Consider the following 17738-nt stretch of genomic DNA (forward strand, 5'->3'; position numbering starts at 1 on the left):
AGGCACCCCCGCTCAGTCGTCGGCGGCCGATCGCCGAGGGGCCGCGTCGTGCGAGGTGTCGAACACCCGGACACGGTTGCCGCCGGCGAACTTCGCCTCGTACATCATCTCCGAGATCCGGCGGATGAGATCGATCACCGGCTCCCCCGCGCCGAGCTCGCCGACTCCGATCGACACGGACATCCAGATCGTTTCCCCATCCCGGTCGAACGGCGTCTCGACGACGTTGCGGCGAATGCGGTCGGCGATGAGGGCGGCGGCGTCGCGCGTCACGTCGGGGAGCAGCAGGATGAATTCGTCGCCGCCCCAGCGCACCAGGTAATCATACGGGCGGCTGAACTCGCGCAGACGCAGGGCAACGGCGCGCAGCAGCTCGTCGGTGGCGACGTGGCCGTGCAGCCGGTTGAGATCCTTGAGACGATCGATGTCGATGAACAGGGCGGAAATCGGCATGCCGAACCGGATGCTGCGCGCCGTCATCTCCTGTTCGAGGCGTCGGAGGCCGTGGCGGTTGAAGGCCCCGGTCAGGGCGTCGTGCTCGACGCGGGATTCCAGCGCCACGACGCCGTGCTGAATCGCGTGGAGCTCTCCACGGAGCTCGGCCAACGTCATGGCATCATCGTTCGCGAGCAGACTTTCCAGGCGCTGGGACAGCGTCGGCTGGACCGGTATCCCGGTTTTCTGCTGAAACACCCCAGCGATCCCCTTCCGCGTCTGTCGGCACCCCGAACCATCCATCGAGGGCCAGCCAGACCGCCCGCGGACGACTGGCAGGCCGCCCGAGAATTTGCCCGGCGCGCCGTACGCACACTTCCGCCATCCGGCCATCAGCCGAAGTAATGGCGGCGAGAAAAATTCGTCATGACGCCCAGGTGGTCTGACGCCACGCCCCCGAAATCAAGTAGCGTTGCCCTTCTATACGACACCAAACAGCCTGCCCATACAGCCCGGCAGGTTTTAGGCAGACCCCATATGCGCTACTCGCTGACCTCCCTGCTTTCCAATGCCCTGACCGGCAATCGGTCGTGGCCGCTCGCGTGGCGGAAGGCCACCCCGAAGCCGGCCTACGACGTCGTCATTGTCGGTGGAGGCGGCCATGGCCTGGCCACCGCGTACTATCTCGCCAAGGAACACGGGATCACGAACGTCGCCGTCCTGGAAAAAGGCTGGCTCGGGAGCGGCAATATCGGCCGCAACACCACGATCATCCGCTCGAACTACATGCTGCCGGCGAACACCCACTTCTACGAATGGTCGCTGAAGCTCTGGGAAGGCCTGTCGCGGGAGCTGAACTTCAACGCGATGGTTTCCCAGCGGGGCGTCATCAACCTCGCCCACACGCCGAGCCAGATGGACGCCTACGCCCGCCGCGGCAACGCGATGCGGCTGGCGGGCGTCGATGCCGAACTGCTCGACCGCGACGAACTGGCGCGGCGGGTGCCGGGCATGGACCTGTCGGACGGCGCCCGCTTCCCCATCCTTGGAGGCCTCTGCCAGCCGCGCGGCGGTACCGTGCGCCATGACGCCGTCGCGTGGGGCTACGCCCGGGCGGCAGACATGCTTGGCGTCGACATCATCGAGAACTGCGCGGTGACGGGCTTCACCTTCGAGGGCGACCGCGTCACCGGCGTGGAGACCACGCGCGGCGCCATCACCGCCGGCAAGGTCGGGGTGGCGGTGGCAGGCTCCACCTCCGACGTCATGCGGATGGCGGGGTTCGACCGCCTGCCCATCGAGAGCCACGTGCTGCAGGCTTTCGTGTCGGAAGGGCTGAAGCCGTTCATCGACACGGTCATCACCTACGGTGCCGGCCATCTCTACATCTCCCAGTCCGACAAGGGCGGGCTGGTGTTCGGCGGCGACATCGACGGCTACAATTCCTACGCCCAGCGCGGCAACCTGCCGATCGTCGAGGACGTGGCAGCGACCGCGGTTGCCATGTTCCCCTCCCTCTCCCGGCTGCGGCTGCTGCGCTCGTGGGGCGGCATCATGGACATGTCGATGGACGGGAGCCCGATCATCGACCGGACGCCGAAGCCCGGCCTCTACCTGAATGCCGGGTGGTGCTACGGCGGCTTCAAGGCGACACCGGCCTCCGGCTGGTGCTTCGCCCACACGATCGCCCGGGATGCCCCGCACGCGCTCAACGCCGACTTCACCCTCGACCGTTTCCGCACCGGCGCGCTGCTCGACGAGCGCGGCGCCGGCGCCACCCCGCGCTTGCACTGAGGCGACACCATGCGAGTCCCCTGCCCCATCTGCGGCCCCCGCTCGGTGAGCGAATTCACCTACGAGGGCGACGCGACCGTGGTTCGCCCGCCGCTCGATGCCGACGCGGACACCTGGTTCGCCGCGGTCTACCAGCGCGAGAACCCGCGCGGGCCTCATTCCGAGCTCTGGCACCACATCCAGGGCTGCCGCGCCTTCATCCGCGTCGAGCGCGACACCACCACCCACGAGATCCAGAGCGCGCGCCTCGCGTCGCCGGCGGGAGACAACGCATGAGCGGGTTCCGGCTTGCCGAAGGCGGCGCGCTGATCGATCGCGCCCGCCCGGTCTCCTTCCGCTTCGACGGCCGCGCGGAAACCGGCTTTGCCGGGGACACCCTGGCCTCGGCGCTGCTCGCCTCCGGCCACACGCTGTTCGGGCGATCCTTCAAGTATCACCGGCCGCGCGGCCTGCTGGGCGCCGGACCGGAGGAGCCGAACGCGCTGATGACGCTCGGCAGCGGCGCCGACCGCGAGCCGAACATCCAGGCGACCATGGCCGAGATCTTCGAGGGGCTCGGCGCGGTCAGCCAGAACCGCTGGCCATCGCTGTCGCTGGACTTCATGTCGCTGCCGCTTTCGCTGCTTTCGCCGGGGCTTAAGGCCGGTTTCTACTACAAGACCTTCATGGGGCCGGGCCGCAAGGCGTGGGACTTCTACGAGCCGTTCATCCGCCGCGCGGCGGGCCTTGGCGCGGCGAGCGCCGATGCCGACCTGAGCCGGTACGAGAAGACCAACGCCTTCTGCGACGTCCTCGTGGTCGGCGGCGGACCGGCGGGCCTTACGGCCGCGCTGACCGCCGGCCGGGCGGGTGCCCGGGTGGTGCTCGCCGACGAGACGGCGTCCTTCGGCGGCTCGCTCTACGAAAGCCGCGCCACCCTCGACGGCCAGCCGGCGCTCGCCTGGATGCGCGCGGCGATCGACGAGCTGGCGGCGATGGAGAACGTGAGGCTTCTCACCCGCACCACCGTGTACGGCTACTACGACGGCAACGTGCTGGGCGCGGTGGAGCGCGTGCAGGATCACCTCGCGGAGCGCGGTCCCGATCTGCCACGGCACCGGCACTGGACGATCCACGCCGGCCGGGTGGTGCTTTCGACCGGCGCCATCGAGCGGCCGCTCGTCTTCGCCGGCAACGACCTGCCGGGCGTGATGCTGGCCTCCGCCGTCGAGCGCCATCTGGCGCGCTACGCCGTCGCGCCCGGCCGCTCGGCCGTGGTCGCCGGCACCAACGACGGGATCTACCGGACGGCCGAGATGCTGCTGGCCGCGGGCGTGGAGGTGCGCGCCGTGATCGACACCCGGGCGCAGCCGCCGCAGGCCTTCGCCCACCGGATCGCCAGCGACGGCATCGCCCTGCACGCGGGCACCGTGGTCAGCCACGTGACCGGCGGCAAGGGACTGCGGCAGATCCACCTTGCCCGCGCCGACGCGGCCGGGCAGCCGAAGGACGGCTGGCGCGAGGCGATCTCGGCCGACGTGCTGGCCGTTTCCGGCGGTTGGACGCCGACGCTGCATCTGGCGAGCCAAGCCGGCGGACCGCCCGTCTGGCGGGCCGAGATCGATGCGTTCGTACCTGGCACGCCGCGGGAGGCGTGGATCGCCGCCGGAGCGGTGGCCGGAAAGGCGGGTCTCGCCGACATCCTGGCCGACGGCGCGCGGGCGGCGGGCGAGGCCCTCTCGGCACTCGGCATCGACCGGCCCGCCACCGAAGGGCCGGCCGTGGACGATCCCGATGCGCCGTCGGGAACGCCGTCGATGCCGGTGCGGGCCATCCGGAGCCCGAAGGCGCGCGGCAAGGCGTTCGTCGACTTCCAGAACGACGTGACCGTGTCCGACGTGAAGCTCGCGCATCAGGAGGGCTACCGCTCGGTGGAACACCTGAAGCGCTACACGACGCTGGGCATGGCCACCGACCAGGGCAAGACCTCGAACATGAACGCGCTGGCGCTGATGGCCGAAGCCGAGCGCCGTTCCATCCCCGAGGTCGGCACCACGCGCTTCCGCGCGCCCTACACCCCGGTGTCGCTGGGTGCGCTGGCGGGCCGCGAGGTGGGCAGCCACTATCGCCCCGTCCGCCGCACCCCGATGCACGACTGGCACGTCGACCACGGCGCCGACATGCTGGCCACCGGCGCATGGATGCGCCCGCGCGTCTACCGGCGGCCCGGCGAGAGCGTCACCGACGCCTACATCCGCGAGGCGCGGACGGTGCGCGAGGCGGTCGGCATCGTCGACGTGTCGACGCTGGGCAAGATCACCGTGCAGGGTCCCGACGCGGCCGACTTCCTCAACCGGGTCTACGTCAACGGCTTCGCGAAACTGGAGGTGGGCAAGGCGCGCTACGGCGTGATGCTGCGCGAGGACGGGTTCGTCTACGACGACGGCACCACCTGGCGGCTTGCCGACGACGACTTCCTGATGACCACCACGACGGCCAACGCCGCCGGCGTGCTGGCGAAGCTGGAGCGCCATCTCGCCATCGACTGGCCGGAGCTGCGGGTCGCCGTCGCGTCGGCCACCGACCAGTGGGCGGGGCTCGCCATCGCCGGGCCGGAGAGCCGCGAGGTGCTGGAGTGCGTGGTGAGCGACGTCGACCTCTCCGACGCCGGGACGCCCTACATGGGCGTGCGCCTGGGCCGCGTCGGCGACGCCGAGGTGCTTGTCGCGCGCCTCTCGTTCTCCGGCGAGCTTGCGTACGAGGTGCATTGCGGCGCCCGCGACGGGCTGGCGGTCTGGGAAGCGATCCACGATGCCGGCCAGCCGTTCGGGCTGATCGCCTACGGCACCGAGGCGTTGGGCACGCTGCGGATCGAGAAGGGCCACGTCTCCGGCCCCGAGCTCGATGGCCGGACGACGCTCGCCGATCTCGGCCTGGGGCGGATGGCGTCGTCGAAGAAGGCGTTCGTCGGCAAGGCGCTGATGGACCGGCCGGCGATGACCGCCACCGACCGCAAGGTCATGGTCGGGCTGCGGCCGCTCGACGACCGGCCGCTGCGGACCGGCGCGCACGTGATCAGCGAGACCATGCCGGAGGGCGTCACCAGCCTCGGCCACGTGACCTCGCCCACCTATTCCCCGGCGCTCGGCCATCACATCGCGCTGGCACTGGTGTCCGGCGGCGGCCGGACGGGCGAGCGGCTGACGGTGGTCGACCCGATCCGCGGCGGCGATCCCGTCGCCGTCGAGGTCATCTCGCCGCATTTCTTCGACCCTGAGGGAGAACGCCTCCATGGCTGATCCGAGAGATCCGTTCGGCGGACACCTGGATGCCGGCCGCAGCGGCGGGCGACGGACCGCGGCGCCGATCACCATCGCCCCCATCGTCGGGACCGCGTCGGCGCAGGTGCAGGCATGGCCCGGCAGGCGGGCGGAACTCGCCACCGCGCTGGCGCCCGTCGGCATCCACCTTCCCGAGGGTCAGTCCTTCACCGAGAGCGGCGGCCGGCTGTGCGGGCGCATCGCGCCGGGGCGCTACCTGGTGCTTTCGGACGACACCGTGGCCGATGTCGCCGCGGCGGTGCCCGGCGCCGTCGGTGCGGTGGCCGACCTCTCCCATGCGCGGGCGGGCGTCCGGATCACCGGGCCGGCCGTCGAGGCGCTGATGGCGAAGGCGGCGGCGATCGACTTCTCGGTAGCGGCCTTTCCGCCCGGCCGCCTCGCCCAGACCTCGATCCACCACATGGGCTGCCTGGTGCTCCGGCGCGCCGACGACGTGTTCGACCTCTACGTGCTCACCAGTTTCGCCGTGTCGTTCGCCGACTGGCTGACGGATGCGGCCCGGGAGTTCGGCTGGACGACGGTGGCGCCGGCGGGATTGCCGGTGGGCGCGGCCGCCGAGGCGTGAGGCACGGGGCCGGCGGCGCACTCGGCATGCCGGTTGATCGCGGCCGCGAATCCGAAGCAGGATGACGGCCACCGCATCTCCGGGATCCGCGCCGACGTGACCGATTTTCCAACCGGCTTCGACCTCAAGGCGCTGCGGGTCTTCCTTGCCGTGGTGGAGGCGGGCGGCATGACGCCGGCCGCCCAGCGGCTGGGCATGACCCAGTCCGGCGTCTCCCAGACCATCGCCAGCCTGGAACAGGCGGTCGGCGCGACGCTGTTCGACCGGTCGCTCAGGCCGATCGCGCTGACCGGCGCCGGCACGCTGCTTTTCGAACGGGGACGCGCGCTGGTGAGCGAGGCCGGCGGGGCGCTGGCGGCGCTGCGCGGCGTGGCGGAACGGCCGCGCGATTGCACGACGCTCGCCATGGCGGAGAGCATGGCGGGCACCACGGGGCCGGCCCTGGTGCGCCGGCTGGCCGGCCTGTCGGAGCGCTGGCGGATCTGGTCGGGCATCTCGCCCGATCACCACGCGGCGCTGCTGTCGCGGGCGGTGGACTTCGTCGTCTCCGCCGGCGAGGAGCTGGACGGGCTCGACGGGGTGACCCGCCACGAGATCTGCACCGAGCCGTTCGTCGTGGTGCTGCCGAAGGGCGAGACGCTGCCGGCCAGCGGCTTCCCCGATCCGGCGCGGCTGCCGTTCATCCGCTACACGCTGCGCTCGTCCATTGGTCGCCAGATCGAGCGGCAGGTGAGCCGGCTTGGCCTCGACCTGCCGAACCGGACGGAGTTCGACACCGCGACGGGGCAGCTTTCGGCGGTGGCCGACGGGATGGGGTGGTCGCTGACGACGCCGCTCTGCCTCGCCCAGGAGGCCTACCGGCTGGAACGGCTGGAGGTGGCGGAGATGCCGCGCGGCACGTTCACCCGCACCATGGCGCTGTTCGGGCGCTCCGACGATCCCGGCGACCTCGCCGGACGGATCGCGGAGGAGCTGCGGCGCATCCTGGGTGACACGGTGCGGCCGTCGCTGGCGGCCGCCCTGCCCTGGACCGGCAAGCTGTTCTCGATCGCGTCGGATCGATAGAGGCCGGAACTGGTCCGGCGGTCAGCGGCGCTGCGATCCCGCGTCGGTGCGCCCGTCGTGGCCGGCCGGGGCGGCGGCCTTGTCGTCGGCCGTCTGGCGGGCGCGTTCCATCAGCGCCGTGATCTCCTGGCCCAAGTCCCAATCCGCACCCATGACATCCTCCACCGGCTTGCCCCTCGGGTCGTCCCCGTCCGATCGCTGCGATCGGACGTTAACCATGCAGGTCTGATGCCAGACTTGCGACGGTCCCGAGGTGCGTCCGAGCCCCGTCCCGGCAGCGCGCCGTCGAAGCATCGGGATGACAGTGCAACTTCGTGCCGGACGGTACCGTGACGGCCGTCACGGAATGGCGGATCCAACCGGCAATCGGGGAAGACCAAGGGCCCAAGCCGGCCGGGTATGCCACCCGGCCGGCTCTATTGGAGGAGAGCGCTTAAGACCCGGCGGTCAGAAGCCGACGGCCTGGCCGTCCTTGCGGTGGTCGGAGCCGGCGACGTAGCCGGAGGCGAGGCGCCGGATCGCCTGGGCGCCGCCGAAGCCGAAGGCCTCGCCCGGCGCGTCGAAGGTGACCTCGTGGCCGAGCGCCTCCAGGCCCGAAAGCGCCTCTTTGCCGATGTCCGGCTCGATGGCGACCCGCTTGGCGTCCAGCACGCGCCAGCGCGGCGCGTCGATGGCCGTCTGCGGGTCCTGGCCGAACTTCTCCATCCGCAGCACCATCTGGACGTGGCCCTGGGCCTGGATCGGCCCGCCCATGACGCCGAACGAGGTCAGCGGTGCGCCGTCCTTCATGATGAAGCCCGGGATGATGGTGTGGAACGGCTTCTTGCCGGGGGCGACCTGGTTGGGATGGCCCTCGGCGAGGCTGAAGCCCGCGCCGCGGTTCTGCAGGCTGATGCCGGTGCCGGGCACCACGACGCCCGAGCCGAAGCCGGCGTAGTTGGACTGGATGAACGACACCATCATGCCGTCGGAATCGGCGGCGGAGATGTAGACCGTGCCGCCGTCCTGGGGCTTGCCGGGATCGAAGGTCTGCGCCTTGCCCGGATCGATGAGTTTGGCGCGCCCCGCAAGATAGGTCTTGTCGAGAAGGTCGGAGGCCGAGACGGCCTTCATGTGCGCCGGATCGGCGACATAGGCCGCGAGGTCGGCGAGCGCCAGCTTCATCGCTTCGATCTGGAAATGCAGCGACTGGGCGCTGTCCGGCTCGGAGCCGAGATCGAGGGTGTCGAGGATGCCGAGCGCCATCAGCGCGGCGATGCCCTGCCCGTTCGGCGGGATCTCCTCGAGCGACACGCCGAACGCGTCCATGCCGATGGTTCCCACCCATTCGGCGTTGTAGCCGGCGAGGTCGGCCTCGGTCATGGCGCCGCCGCAGCTGGCGGAATGGGCGGCGATCTTGCCGGCCAGCTCGCCGCGATAGAACGCCTCGCCGCCGCTGCCGGCGATCAGCTCCAGCGAGCGCGCGAGATCGGGCGCCTGGAACAGCTCGCCCGCCTCCGGGGCGCGACCGCCGGGCATGAACATCTCGGCGAAGCCGGGCTGGCTCGCGAGTTCGCGCGCGCCGAGGCCCCAGAGCTTGCCGATGATCGGCGTGACCACGAAGCCGTCGCGCGCATAGCGGATGGCGGGTTCAAAGAGGTCGGCGAAATCGAGCCGCCCGAACTTCTGCGACAACGAGGCCCACGCCGAGACGGCGCCCGGCACGGTGACGGCTTCCCAGCCGCGGAAGTGCATCGTGTTGCGACCGGCGAATCGCTCCGGCGTCCACCCGGCCGGCGCCGGGCCCGACGCGTTGAGCCCGTGCAGCTCCGAACCGTCCCACAGAATCGCGAAGGCGTCGCTGCCCAGACCGTTGCCGGTCGGCTCCACGACGGTCAGCGTGATGGCGGCGGCGAGCGCCGCATCGACGGCGTTTCCGCCCTTCGCGAGCATCGACAGACCGGCCTGGGCGGCCAGCGGCTGGGAGGTGGCAACGACGTTTCCGGCGAAGACCGGAGACCTCCGCGAGGGGTAGCGGGCGGTCGGATCAAAGTGCATCAAACATTCTCCTCAATTCGGCTGGGCGCACTTTGATATGTGATGCGCGGCTGCGCCACCCCTTCTTGTTCTGGCCTCGAAAGGCCGAAAATCTCGCAGATCACGTTGACAACACCTGCCAGATGCTTAGGTAAGCATGTGACCAACCAGCCGCAGGTCACTTTTCCCGACGTTTTCTTTGACCAAGCGGCAGAAAGTGGCATTACCCACCCACATGAGTTTTGAAACGCTCGGACTGAGCGAAAAAGTGCTGAGCGCCGTTCTCGCGGCCGGCTACACCGAACCGACGCCCATCCAGGCCGGTGCGATTCCGCACGTGCTGGAACGGCGCGACGTTCTCGGACTGGCGCAGACGGGCACCGGCAAGACCGCGTCCTTCGTGCTGCCCATGCTGACGCTCCTTGAAAAGGGACGCGCCCGGGCGCGCATGCCGCGCACGCTGATCCTGGAACCGACCCGCGAGCTCGCGGCCCAGGTCGAAGAGAACTTTTCGCGCTATGGCGTAAATCACAAGATCAACATCGCGCTGCTGATCGGTGGTGTTTCCTTCGAGGAACAGAACCGCAAGCTGGCGCGCGGCGTCGACGTGCTGATCGCGACGCCGGGCCGGCTGCTCGACCATTCCGAGCGCGGCAAGCTGCTGATGCAGGGCATCGAGATCCTCGTCATCGACGAGGCCGACCGGATGCTCGACATGGGCTTCATCCCGGACATCGAGCGGATCTGCAAGCTGCTGCCGCCGACGCGCCAGACGCTGTTCTTCTCGGCGACCATGCCGAAGGAGATCCAGCATCTCGTCGACAAGTTCCTGACGAACCCGGCCCGCGTCGAAGTGTCCGCGCCGTCCTCGACCGCCGAGAACGTGACGCAGACCCTGGTCGCCTCCCGCGATGATCCGAAGGACAAGCGCGCCGCGCTTCGCCGTCTGATCGAGGACGCGAAGGACCTGACCAACGCGATCATCTTCTGCAACCGCAAGCGCGACGTGGGCGTCGTGGCCCGCTCGCTGGAGCGCCACGGCCTCAACGCCGGCGCGCTGCACGGTGATATGGACCAGCGCTCCCGCACCAACATGCTCGATGGCTTCCGCAAGAACACGCTGACCTATCTGGTGGCCAGCGACGTGGCGGCCCGCGGCCTCGACATTCCGGCGGTGAGCCACGTCTTCAACTACGACGTTCCGCACAGCCCGGAAGACTACGTCCACCGCATCGGCCGCACGGGCCGCGCCGGCCGCGCCGGAACGACCCAGATGATCGTGACGCCGGGCGACAAGCGCGCCGTCGACAACATCGAAAAGCTGATCGGCAAGAAGATTCCCTGGGAAGGCGATGCGCCGGCCGCTCCGGCAGCCGACGACGACGCTCCGGCGTCGCGCGGCACTTCGGGCCGCCGCCGCGGGTCTTCCAGCCGTCGCGGCCGGGATGGCGACGCCAAGCCGGCACAGGCCGAGGCTGCCGAGACCGCCGAGGCGAAACCCGCCGAGACGACGACCGAACCTGCCGCCGACACCAAGTCCGAAGCGAAGCCGGAGGCCGCTCCGCGGTCGCGGCGTCGCTCGCGCGGCGGATCTTCCGGATCCTCGGGATCGTCGGAGGCCGCTCCCCAGAAGGAGCAGGCCGCCGCTCCGACCCCGCCGGCACCTGCTGCCGCTGCCCCTGCGCCGGCGGCACCCGCCGCGCGCAGCGCCCCGGCTCCCCGGGACACCTCGCGGGATCGCTCCTCCCAGCAGCAGCGCGGCGGCGGACGCCGGTCGCGCCAGGAGAGCGAGCCGGTGTTCGGCGAGAGCGAGTTCGTGCCCGCCTTCCTGCTCCGGCCCGTGCGCCCGAGCCCGGCACCCCTGCCGTCCACCGACGAAGAGGACGGCGGCGAGGAAGACAACACCTCGGACACGCTGGTGGACTGAGGGCCGAAGGGCTCTCACTCCCCTTTTCCGCTCGCAGAGTCCCGCCGGTTAACCCGCGGTTAACCGAGATTTAGGACAGTTCCCCAGGACCGTCGCACGGCGTTGAGCCGTTCGACCGCGTGATGGGGAACTCGAGTTGATCAACGCCGCCACCGATACGTCGATCTCGCTCGCCCGGATGGCCATCCAGGAAGCGCACCGGCGCGGCTTCTCGGTCGATGCCGACACCTTCCGCGTCTGGTTCGCCTACGTCACCCAGGAAGACCCGGTCGTCACCGGCTACATCGACCGGATGGACGGCCGCGGCCAGGACATCACCCGCGACGACATCGACCGGCTGCTGATGCTGCTTCCCGCGGAGCCGCCGGCGGCGGCGCGGATGGCGGCCGAGCCGGCCCCTGAACCCGGCCGCAGCGCCGTCGCGCCCGCCATGGCTGCCGCCACCCGGGGCGCCGTCTCCGACGCCCTCCACGGCCTTCCCCGCGCCCCAGAGAACCTGTCCGACGCTCGCCGGACGGCTCCCGATGCCGCGCCCCCCGTCTCCCCCATCCGTCTGTCGCGTCCGGCCGCGCCCCATTCCCCTGCCGACGGGCGTTTCGCGCAGCCCCGCCCGCGCCCCGTCGAGACGGCGCCCGAGGCTCCGTCCGTCCGCGCAACCCCCTTCGACAAGCTCTCCGAGCTGCCGAACCGCCATGCCTTCTCCAAGGACGTGCGACGCCGCTGGCTGCACCCGGACGCCAAGAAGGGCCCGCAGACCATCTTCCTGTCGTCGTGCCGCCGGCCCGGCGAGGCGAAGGCGGAGAACGACCTGCTGATTTCGCCGATGCAGGCGGTGATGCTGGTGGCGCTGACGCGGGTGTTCGAGAAGCTCGGCCCCGTCTACCGCTACGATGCCCAGACCATCGGGCTGATCCTGTCGGGCGTGACGCTGCGCCAGACGGTCTCCATCGCCGAGGCGGTGCGCCGCAGCCTGGAGGCCAAGAAGGACCTGGCGGAGATGCACGGCAACGCGAAGGTCATCTTCGCGTCCGCCGCCGTCTCGCTGATGGCGGACGAGGATCCTGCGAAGGCCATCGCGCTTGCCGACCGCTGCCTTACCGTCGCCGCGCGCAGCGGCGAGAGCCGGGTCGTCTGCGAGACCGATCCGGAGATGCTGCCGCCGGCCGATCCCGCCCGCGCCAACCGGCCCATCGAGGATCAGTACGCGCGGATCCGCACACTTCTCAACGTGCGCTGATGTCTTAGCCTGCCACCGCTGAATAATGCGGGGCAAACGTCGGCGCATGGCAGGTCCAAGCGCCATGATCGGCCGGCCGGTGAACTTACGATCTCTCGGGAGCCTTGATAATCTGCTGACCGCGGAACTATGCTGCCAAAGGATTTGCTTTGGTGGGCGGTGATGAAAATTCTTCTGACTGCACTCGTGTTCCTATTTCTTGTTCCGTCAGCGCAGGCTGGAACGATGCGGTACGGGCCGGTTAGCCTTGAACATACGATCGCGGAAACAGCCAGAAATCTAAGTGAATGGTTCAATTTCAAATGCGTGGAACGTGAGTATTCGAAGACATCGGCTCACTTTACATGCTACGATCAAGCAAAAGCGAAACGCATGGGCCGTGACACCCCGGCTGTCACAATGGTTCGTGGTGTAATCCGTATCGACTGTCGCGTCTTTGAAGATGTTGAAGACTGGTGCGACGAAACCGCAGACTCAATCGAGACTGGCCTGGCACAGGCGGGACGCAAGCCTAAACGAGTTCATCATAGTGAACTTCGAAACGGCCACTTCGTCAGCGGAAAGAATATTGTTCGCTGCATGTATGTAGACGGCGATGATGCATTATGTATTGTTCGGCCTGAGAAGGCACTGACAGAAAATCACCACTATATATATTTGCTTGAGGATTAAGATGCGGTCCATCCTGGAGACTCCCGGGCTGGACCCACAGATCATCCCGGCTGGAAAATCCCGCACCTCTACTGGGATTCACGAAACCAGCGCGCGACTGCCAGCCGACCGCCGGGCCCTCCGAGCGGAGGCTGCGAGCAGAGCGATCCCGGCGGGGGCGCTCAGGATATTCGCCTGCTCTTTCGGGGCTTACGGGGCGGGCTCTTCGCCGCCGAGCGGTGGGCAGCGCCGAGCGCCAGCTCCGCCCATTCCCGCAGGGCGTCCGGATCGTCGACCGCCTCTTCCGGCAACCGCCAGAACGACAGGCTGACCGACTTGCCCTTGCGGTCGTAATCGAACGGGGCCGAGCCCGCCGCCTCGAAGCGCGGCACGGTTTCGGCATCCGCCTTCAGATAGACGACGCCGCCGGCGACGAGCGCGATCATCAGGTCGCCGAAGCGCACCCCCTGCCCGCCGAACATGCGGCGGACGGTGACCGGCCCGAACGGGGCGAAAAGATCTTCCAGATAATCCTGATCGAGCAACGGGCGATCCTGCGCTCACGCGGCCGGCGTCTCCGGGTGTTACCGGATGATGCCAGCGGTCACACCGCGGCGCCAGCGCGCGCTACTGGGACAGCGTGATGCCCATGTCCCAGAACTCCGCCTCCAGCCGGGTGGCCTGGCGGAAGATGTCGACGAGGTCGGGCCAGCGGGCCTCGGTGAGCCGGTCCCGGGCGAGCTTGTCGAGGGCGGCCCGGGCCTCGCCGGCGGCCGCCTGGAAGGCAGCTCCGGAGTATTCCGCCACCCATTCCCGGTACGGGTTGGCCGAGCCGAGCGCGCCGGGCACCTCGGAGAGATTGGCGCCGATCTCGGCGTAGCCGAGCATGCAGGGGGAAAGTGCCGTGTAGAGATCGAGGAGATCGCCGCGCTGGCCGGTGTCGAGCACGAAGCGCGTGTAGGCGACGGTGGCGCGGGCCTCGACGGCCTCGGCCAGATCGTCGCGCGTCAGGCCCCAGCGGGCCGACATGCGCACGTGCAGGTCCATCTCCGTCTCGACGATGGCGGAAACACCGCGGGCGGCGGTGCGCAATTCGTCCAGCGTGGTCGCCTTGTAGGCGGCCAACGCATAGGCGCGCGCGAACTGGATGAGGAACAGGTAGTCCTGGACGAGGTAGTGCTTGAAGGCGCCCTCGTCGAGCTCGCCGGAGCCAAGGCCTTCCACGAACGGGTGGCCAACATAGGCCGCCCATTCATCGGCCGCCTCGTCCTTCAGGCGGTCGAAGACGTCCATGGGATCAGGCGTCTTCGAGCGTGGCCGGCTTCAGCTCGACGGATTCGCCGCAGCCGCAGGCCGACACCTGGTTGGGGTTCTCGAACACGAAGCCCGCCTGCAGCTTGTCGACCTTGAAATCCATGCGGGTGCCGAGCAGGAACAGCACCGCCGACGGATCGACGAAGACGCGCACGCCCTTGTCCTCGACGCAGTCGTCGGAGGGCTTGGCCTCCTCGACGTACTCCATCGTGTATTCCATGCCGGCGCAGCCGCCCTTCTTGACGCCAATGCGCAGCCCGGCGACGGGCTTGTCGGCGTTGCCCATGATCTCGCGCACGCGCTCGGCGGCGGCGTCGGTCAGGGTGATCACCTGCGGCTTCGGTCTTGCTACGGCCATGACTTCACTCTCCAGCAAACCCAACTCGTCTGCCCGGAACTATCCAAAGAAGTCGAGCGCGACGCGCGCCTCGTCGGACATCCGGCTCATATCCCACGGCGGATCGAAGACCATCTTCACCCGCACGTCGCCGACGCCCTCGACGGTGGACACGGCGTTCTCCACCCAGCCGGGCATTTCGCCCGCCACCGGGCAACCGGGCGCCGTCAGCGTCATGTCGATGTCGACGGTGCGACTGTCGTCGATGTCGATCCTGTATATAAGACCGAGTTCGTAGATATCGACCGGTATTTCCGGATCATAGACCGTCTTTAGAGACGCTATAATGTCGTCGGTCAGCCGGTCGAGTTCTTCCGCCGGGATGGTCGAGACCTGCCCGTTTTCGGACGTTACGTCGTCCACGGCCGCATCCGGAGCGGAATCGAGCGTCGTTTCATTCATTCCGGCTCTCCTCACACAAAGAATCTATGGGCTTTCTCGATGCCGTCCGCAAGGCGGTCGACTTCCTCGAGCGTATTGTAGAGCCCGAATGATGCCCGGCACGTGGCGGTGACGCCGAATTGCGCGAGCAGCGGCTCGGCGCAATGGGTGCCGGCGCGGACCGCGATGCCCTCCCGGTCGAGGATGGTGGCCACGTCGTGGGCGTGGGCGCCGTCCATGTCGAACGAGAAGATCGCGCCCTTGTCGGCGGCGTTGCCGTAGAGCCGGATCATGTTCATGCCCTGCAGGCGCTCTTGGGCGTAGGCCGTCAGCGCGCGCTCATGGGCGGCGATGCGGTCGCGGCCCAGCGCCTGCATGTACTCCAGCGCGGCACCGAGCCCGATCGCCTGGACGATCGGCGGCGTGCCCGCCTCGAACTTGTTGGGCAGGTCGCCGTAGGTGATCGTGTCGCGCGACACGCTGCCGATCATCTCGCCGCCGCCCATGTAGGGCGGCATGGCTTCCAGGTGCTCGCGCTTGGCGTAGAGCACGCCGATGCCGGTCGGCCCGTAGAGCTTGTGGCCGGTCATCACGTAGAAGTCGCAGCCGAGGTCCTGCACGTCGACCGGCATGTGGACGGCGGCCTGGCTGCCGTCGACCAGCACCGGGATGCCGCGCGCGTGGGCGATCTCCACCACCTGCTTGATGGGCACGACGGTGCCCAGCACGTTCGACATGTGCGTGATGGCGACGATCTTCGTGCGGTCGGTGAGCGCGCGCTCGAAGGCTTCCAGGTCGAACGACCCGTCATCGCGCACGTCCACCCACTTCAGCACCACGCCGTTGCGCTCGCGGTGGAAGTGCCACGGAACGATGTTGGAGTGGTGCTCCATGATGGAGAGCACCACCTCGTCGCCTTCGCCAAGCACCATGCCGCCGAAGCTGGAGGCGACCAGGTTGATCGCCTCGGTGGTCGAGCGGGTGAAGATCACCTCCTCGCTCGACGGCGCGTTCAGGAACGCGGTGACGATGGCGCGGGCGCCCTCGTAGGCCTCGGTCGAGGCGTTGGCGAGGGTGTGCAGGCCGCGATGGACGTTGGCGTAGTCTTCCGCGTAGGCGCGCTGGATGCGGTCCAGCACGGCGGTCGGCTTCTGGGCCGAGGCGCCGTTGTCCAGGTAGACGAGCGGCTTGCCGTGGATGGTCCGCGACAGGATCGGGAAATCCCGGCGCACCGCCTCCACGTCGTAGGGGGCGGCCGCCTGGCCGGCGATGTCGAGGGCGTCGCTCATGGCTTCCTCATCCCGTCGCCAGGGCGGCACGCATGCGCGCCGACAGGATCTCGGTGAACTCCGCGTCGCCGAGCGTCTCGATCGTGCCCATCAGGAACGATTCGATCAGCAGCCGCTCGGCGAGACGCCGCGGGATGCCGCGCGAGCGCAGGTAGAACAGCGCCTCCTCGTCGATCTGACCGGACGTCGCGCCGTGGGCGCACTGGACGTCGTCGGCGTAGATCTCGAGTTCCGGCTTGTTCACCACCTCCGAGCCCTCGCTGAGGAGGAGCGCGTTGGACATCATCCGCGCATCGGTCTTCTGGGCGTATTTCCAGACGTTGATGCGGCCCTGGACGATTGCCTGCGCGGTGTCGTCGACGACGGTGCGGAAACGCTCCTGGCTGACGCCGTTCGGCACCTTGTGGTCGATCACGAGGGTGTTGTCGGCGTGCTGCTCGCCGCGCACGAAGGTGGAGGCGTCGAACGAGGCCTCGACGTTCTCGCCGTCGATGCGGGCGAACACCTGCGATCGGGCAAGCCTCGCGCCCAGCGTCACCGTCAGGTGGGCGATGCGGGCGTCGGCGCCGATCGCGGTGGTCATCGTGCCGATGTGGGTGGCGGCCAGCGGCTCGGCCTGCAGCTTCGCCCAGACCACCGAGGCCTTGGGGGCCACGTCCAGCTCGATCGCCGCGTTGGTGGTGTGCGCCACCGGCCCGACCGCCTCGTGGCGCTCCAGGATGCGCACGGAGGCGCCCTCGCCCACGAAGACCGCGTGGCGCGGCATGGTGGTGAGCGCGGTCTCGCCGGCGATGACGTGGAGGATCTCGACCGGCCGCGCCACGGTGGCACCGGCCGCGACCGTGATCACCACGCCGCCGTCGAACAGCGCCGTGTTGAGCGCCAGCATCGGATCGTCGACGTCGGCGGCGAGTGCGCCGAGCTTCGACAGGATCGGATCGCCGTCGGCGAACAGCTCGGAGAAGCCCTGCACGGTGACCGCGCCGTCGAGACCGTCGAGGTCGGACAGGCCCCGCTCGAAGCGGCCGTTGACGATGGCGATGCGCGCCGGCGCGAAGCCGCCTTCCAGGGCGGGCACGGCGCCAAGCGCGGCAGCGGCCGCCTCGGGCGCTGCCGGACCGGCGGCGGTCGGCAGCGTCCGCAGCGTCGCGCGCAGGTCGGTGTACTTGTAGGCCTCGATGCGGCGGTGCGGCAGGCCCTGGCCGCTGAAGCGGCCGAACGCCTCGGCGCGCATGTCGCCGACCGGGCCCTCGCCGGCCCGCTCGCCCTCGCCGGCGGCGAACCACTCGGCGAGCGCCGTCTCGGCCGGGGTGCGCTTGATCTCGGGGGTCTGTGCCATGTCAGCCT

17 protein-coding genes are annotated in these 17738 nt (G+C 69.3%); 8 read left to right on the plus strand and 9 right to left on the minus strand.

Annotated features, from left to right (window positions below; translation table 11 throughout):
• Nucleotides 1–12: 12 nt before the first annotated feature.
• Nucleotides 13–738 carry a GGDEF domain-containing protein gene (locus AB7M35_RS06215; protein ID WP_453958106.1) on the minus strand — a complete coding sequence of 242 codons (726 nt, stop codon included), beginning with the start codon at nucleotides 736–738 and terminating at the stop codon, nucleotides 13–15.
• A 234-nt stretch (nucleotides 739–972) separates the two neighbouring features.
• Here AB7M35_RS06215 and AB7M35_RS06220 point away from each other — a divergent pair, with 234 nt between their 5' ends.
• From AB7M35_RS06220 to AB7M35_RS06240, 5 genes are all read left to right on the plus strand, one after another.
• On the plus strand, nucleotides 973–2229 hold the full coding sequence (locus AB7M35_RS06220; RefSeq protein ID WP_453958108.1) for a sarcosine oxidase subunit beta family protein: 1257 nt from the start codon (nucleotides 973–975) through the stop codon (nucleotides 2227–2229).
• Between the two features lie 9 nt (nucleotides 2230–2238).
• The gene (locus AB7M35_RS06225) at nucleotides 2239–2505 is read left to right on the plus strand and encodes a sarcosine oxidase subunit delta (RefSeq protein ID WP_453958110.1); all 267 of its coding nucleotides are present in this window, start codon (nucleotides 2239–2241) and stop codon (nucleotides 2503–2505) included.
• On the plus strand, nucleotides 2502–5507 hold the full coding sequence (locus tag AB7M35_RS06230; RefSeq protein WP_453958111.1) for a sarcosine oxidase subunit alpha family protein: 3006 nt from the start codon (nucleotides 2502–2504) through the stop codon (nucleotides 5505–5507). The genes AB7M35_RS06225 and AB7M35_RS06230 overlap by 4 nt, the downstream gene beginning before the upstream one ends.
• Complete coding sequence (locus AB7M35_RS06235; RefSeq protein ID WP_453958112.1) at nucleotides 5500–6114, plus strand: sarcosine oxidase subunit gamma; 615 nt, start codon at nucleotides 5500–5502, stop codon at nucleotides 6112–6114. Before AB7M35_RS06230 ends, AB7M35_RS06235 begins: the two co-directional genes overlap by 8 nt.
• Nucleotides 6115–6210: 96 nt before the next feature.
• The gene (locus AB7M35_RS06240) at nucleotides 6211–7179 is read left to right on the plus strand and encodes a LysR family transcriptional regulator (protein WP_453958114.1); all 969 of its coding nucleotides are present in this window, start codon (nucleotides 6211–6213) and stop codon (nucleotides 7177–7179) included.
• 21 nt (nucleotides 7180–7200) lie between these two features.
• On the opposite strand, the gene AB7M35_RS06245 is transcribed toward AB7M35_RS06240, so the two are convergent.
• Both AB7M35_RS06245 and AB7M35_RS06250 read right to left on the minus strand, forming a co-directional pair.
• Nucleotides 7201–7332 (minus strand): hypothetical protein, encoded by a 132-nt coding sequence (locus AB7M35_RS06245; protein WP_453958115.1) that lies wholly within the window; start codon nucleotides 7330–7332, stop codon nucleotides 7201–7203.
• Between the two features lie 294 nt (nucleotides 7333–7626).
• Entirely contained in the window at nucleotides 7627–9216 is a 1590-nt protein-coding gene (locus AB7M35_RS06250; RefSeq protein WP_453958117.1) for a gamma-glutamyltransferase family protein, read from the minus strand.
• A 214-nt stretch (nucleotides 9217–9430) separates the two neighbouring features.
• Between AB7M35_RS06250 and AB7M35_RS06255 the strand changes: the two genes are divergently transcribed.
• The 3 genes from AB7M35_RS06255 (at nucleotide 9431) to AB7M35_RS06265 (ending at nucleotide 13031) form a co-directional block, all read left to right on the plus strand.
• Nucleotides 9431–11122, plus strand: coding sequence for a DEAD/DEAH box helicase (locus AB7M35_RS06255; RefSeq protein ID WP_453958118.1), 1692 nt, complete (start codon nucleotides 9431–9433; stop codon nucleotides 11120–11122).
• 136 nt (nucleotides 11123–11258) lie between these two features.
• Complete coding sequence (locus AB7M35_RS06260; RefSeq protein WP_453958120.1) at nucleotides 11259–12359, plus strand: diguanylate cyclase domain-containing protein; 1101 nt, start codon at nucleotides 11259–11261, stop codon at nucleotides 12357–12359.
• A gap of 162 nt (nucleotides 12360–12521) precedes the next feature.
• Nucleotides 12522–13031 (plus strand): hypothetical protein, encoded by a 510-nt coding sequence (locus AB7M35_RS06265; RefSeq protein WP_453958122.1) that lies wholly within the window; start codon nucleotides 12522–12524, stop codon nucleotides 13029–13031.
• Between the two features lie 161 nt (nucleotides 13032–13192).
• On the opposite strand, the gene AB7M35_RS06270 is transcribed toward AB7M35_RS06265, so the two are convergent.
• The 6 genes from AB7M35_RS06270 to sufD form a co-directional block, all read right to left on the minus strand.
• Nucleotides 13193–13555: a TfoX/Sxy family protein gene (locus AB7M35_RS06270; RefSeq protein WP_453958123.1), complete on the minus strand. Its 363-nt coding sequence runs from the start codon at nucleotides 13553–13555 to the stop codon at nucleotides 13193–13195.
• Between the two features lie 82 nt (nucleotides 13556–13637).
• Nucleotides 13638–14303, minus strand: coding sequence for a thiaminase II (tenA, locus tag AB7M35_RS06275; protein ID WP_453958124.1), 666 nt, complete (start codon nucleotides 14301–14303; stop codon nucleotides 13638–13640).
• Between the two features lie 4 nt (nucleotides 14304–14307).
• Complete coding sequence (gene sufA, locus AB7M35_RS06280; protein ID WP_453958126.1) at nucleotides 14308–14682, minus strand: Fe-S cluster assembly scaffold SufA; 375 nt, start codon at nucleotides 14680–14682, stop codon at nucleotides 14308–14310.
• 39 nt (nucleotides 14683–14721) lie between these two features.
• Nucleotides 14722–15123 (minus strand): SUF system Fe-S cluster assembly protein, encoded by a 402-nt coding sequence (locus tag AB7M35_RS06285; RefSeq protein ID WP_453958128.1) that lies wholly within the window; start codon nucleotides 15121–15123, stop codon nucleotides 14722–14724.
• A gap of 11 nt (nucleotides 15124–15134) precedes the next feature.
• Nucleotides 15135–16391, minus strand: coding sequence for a cysteine desulfurase (locus AB7M35_RS06290; protein ID WP_453958130.1), 1257 nt, complete (start codon nucleotides 16389–16391; stop codon nucleotides 15135–15137).
• Nucleotides 16392–16398: 7 nt separating this feature from the next.
• Entirely contained in the window at nucleotides 16399–17730 is a 1332-nt protein-coding gene (gene sufD / locus AB7M35_RS06295; RefSeq protein WP_453958131.1) for a Fe-S cluster assembly protein SufD, read from the minus strand.
• Nucleotides 17731–17738: the final 8 nt, after the last annotated feature.

The organism is Amorphus suaedae (assembly GCF_053629675.1).

Excerpts from the sequence above, each read along its gene's own strand:
- AB7M35_RS06220 (WP_453958108.1), top strand. The coding sequence starts at position 973 with ATGCGCTACTCGCTGACCTCCCTGCTTTCCAATGCCCTGACCGGCAAT.
- AB7M35_RS06285 (WP_453958128.1), bottom strand. The coding sequence starts at position 15,123 with ATGAATGAAACGACGCTCGATTCCGCTCCGGATGCGGCCGTGGACGAC.
- AB7M35_RS06230 (WP_453958111.1), top strand. The coding sequence starts at position 2,502 with ATGAGCGGGTTCCGGCTTGCCGAAGGCGGCGCGCTGATCGATCGCGCC.
- AB7M35_RS06290 (WP_453958130.1), bottom strand. The coding sequence starts at position 16,391 with ATGAGCGACGCCCTCGACATCGCCGGCCAGGCGGCCGCCCCCTACGAC.
- AB7M35_RS06235 (WP_453958112.1), top strand. The coding sequence starts at position 5,500 with ATGGCTGATCCGAGAGATCCGTTCGGCGGACACCTGGATGCCGGCCGC.
- sufD (WP_453958131.1), bottom strand. The coding sequence starts at position 17,730 with ATGGCACAGACCCCCGAGATCAAGCGCACCCCGGCCGAGACGGCGCTC.
- AB7M35_RS06255 (WP_453958118.1), top strand. The coding sequence starts at position 9,431 with ATGAGTTTTGAAACGCTCGGACTGAGCGAAAAAGTGCTGAGCGCCGTT.
- AB7M35_RS06215 (WP_453958106.1), bottom strand. The coding sequence starts at position 738 with ATGGATGGTTCGGGGTGCCGACAGACGCGGAAGGGGATCGCTGGGGTG.
- AB7M35_RS06250 (WP_453958117.1), bottom strand. The coding sequence starts at position 9,216 with ATGCACTTTGATCCGACCGCCCGCTACCCCTCGCGGAGGTCTCCGGTC.
- AB7M35_RS06265 (WP_453958122.1), top strand. The coding sequence starts at position 12,522 with ATGAAAATTCTTCTGACTGCACTCGTGTTCCTATTTCTTGTTCCGTCA.
- tenA (WP_453958124.1), bottom strand. The coding sequence starts at position 14,303 with ATGGACGTCTTCGACCGCCTGAAGGACGAGGCGGCCGATGAATGGGCG.
- sufA (WP_453958126.1), bottom strand. The coding sequence starts at position 14,682 with ATGGCCGTAGCAAGACCGAAGCCGCAGGTGATCACCCTGACCGACGCC.
- AB7M35_RS06245 (WP_453958115.1), bottom strand. The coding sequence starts at position 7,332 with ATGGGTGCGGATTGGGACTTGGGCCAGGAGATCACGGCGCTGATGGAA.
- AB7M35_RS06225 (WP_453958110.1), top strand. The coding sequence starts at position 2,239 with ATGCGAGTCCCCTGCCCCATCTGCGGCCCCCGCTCGGTGAGCGAATTC.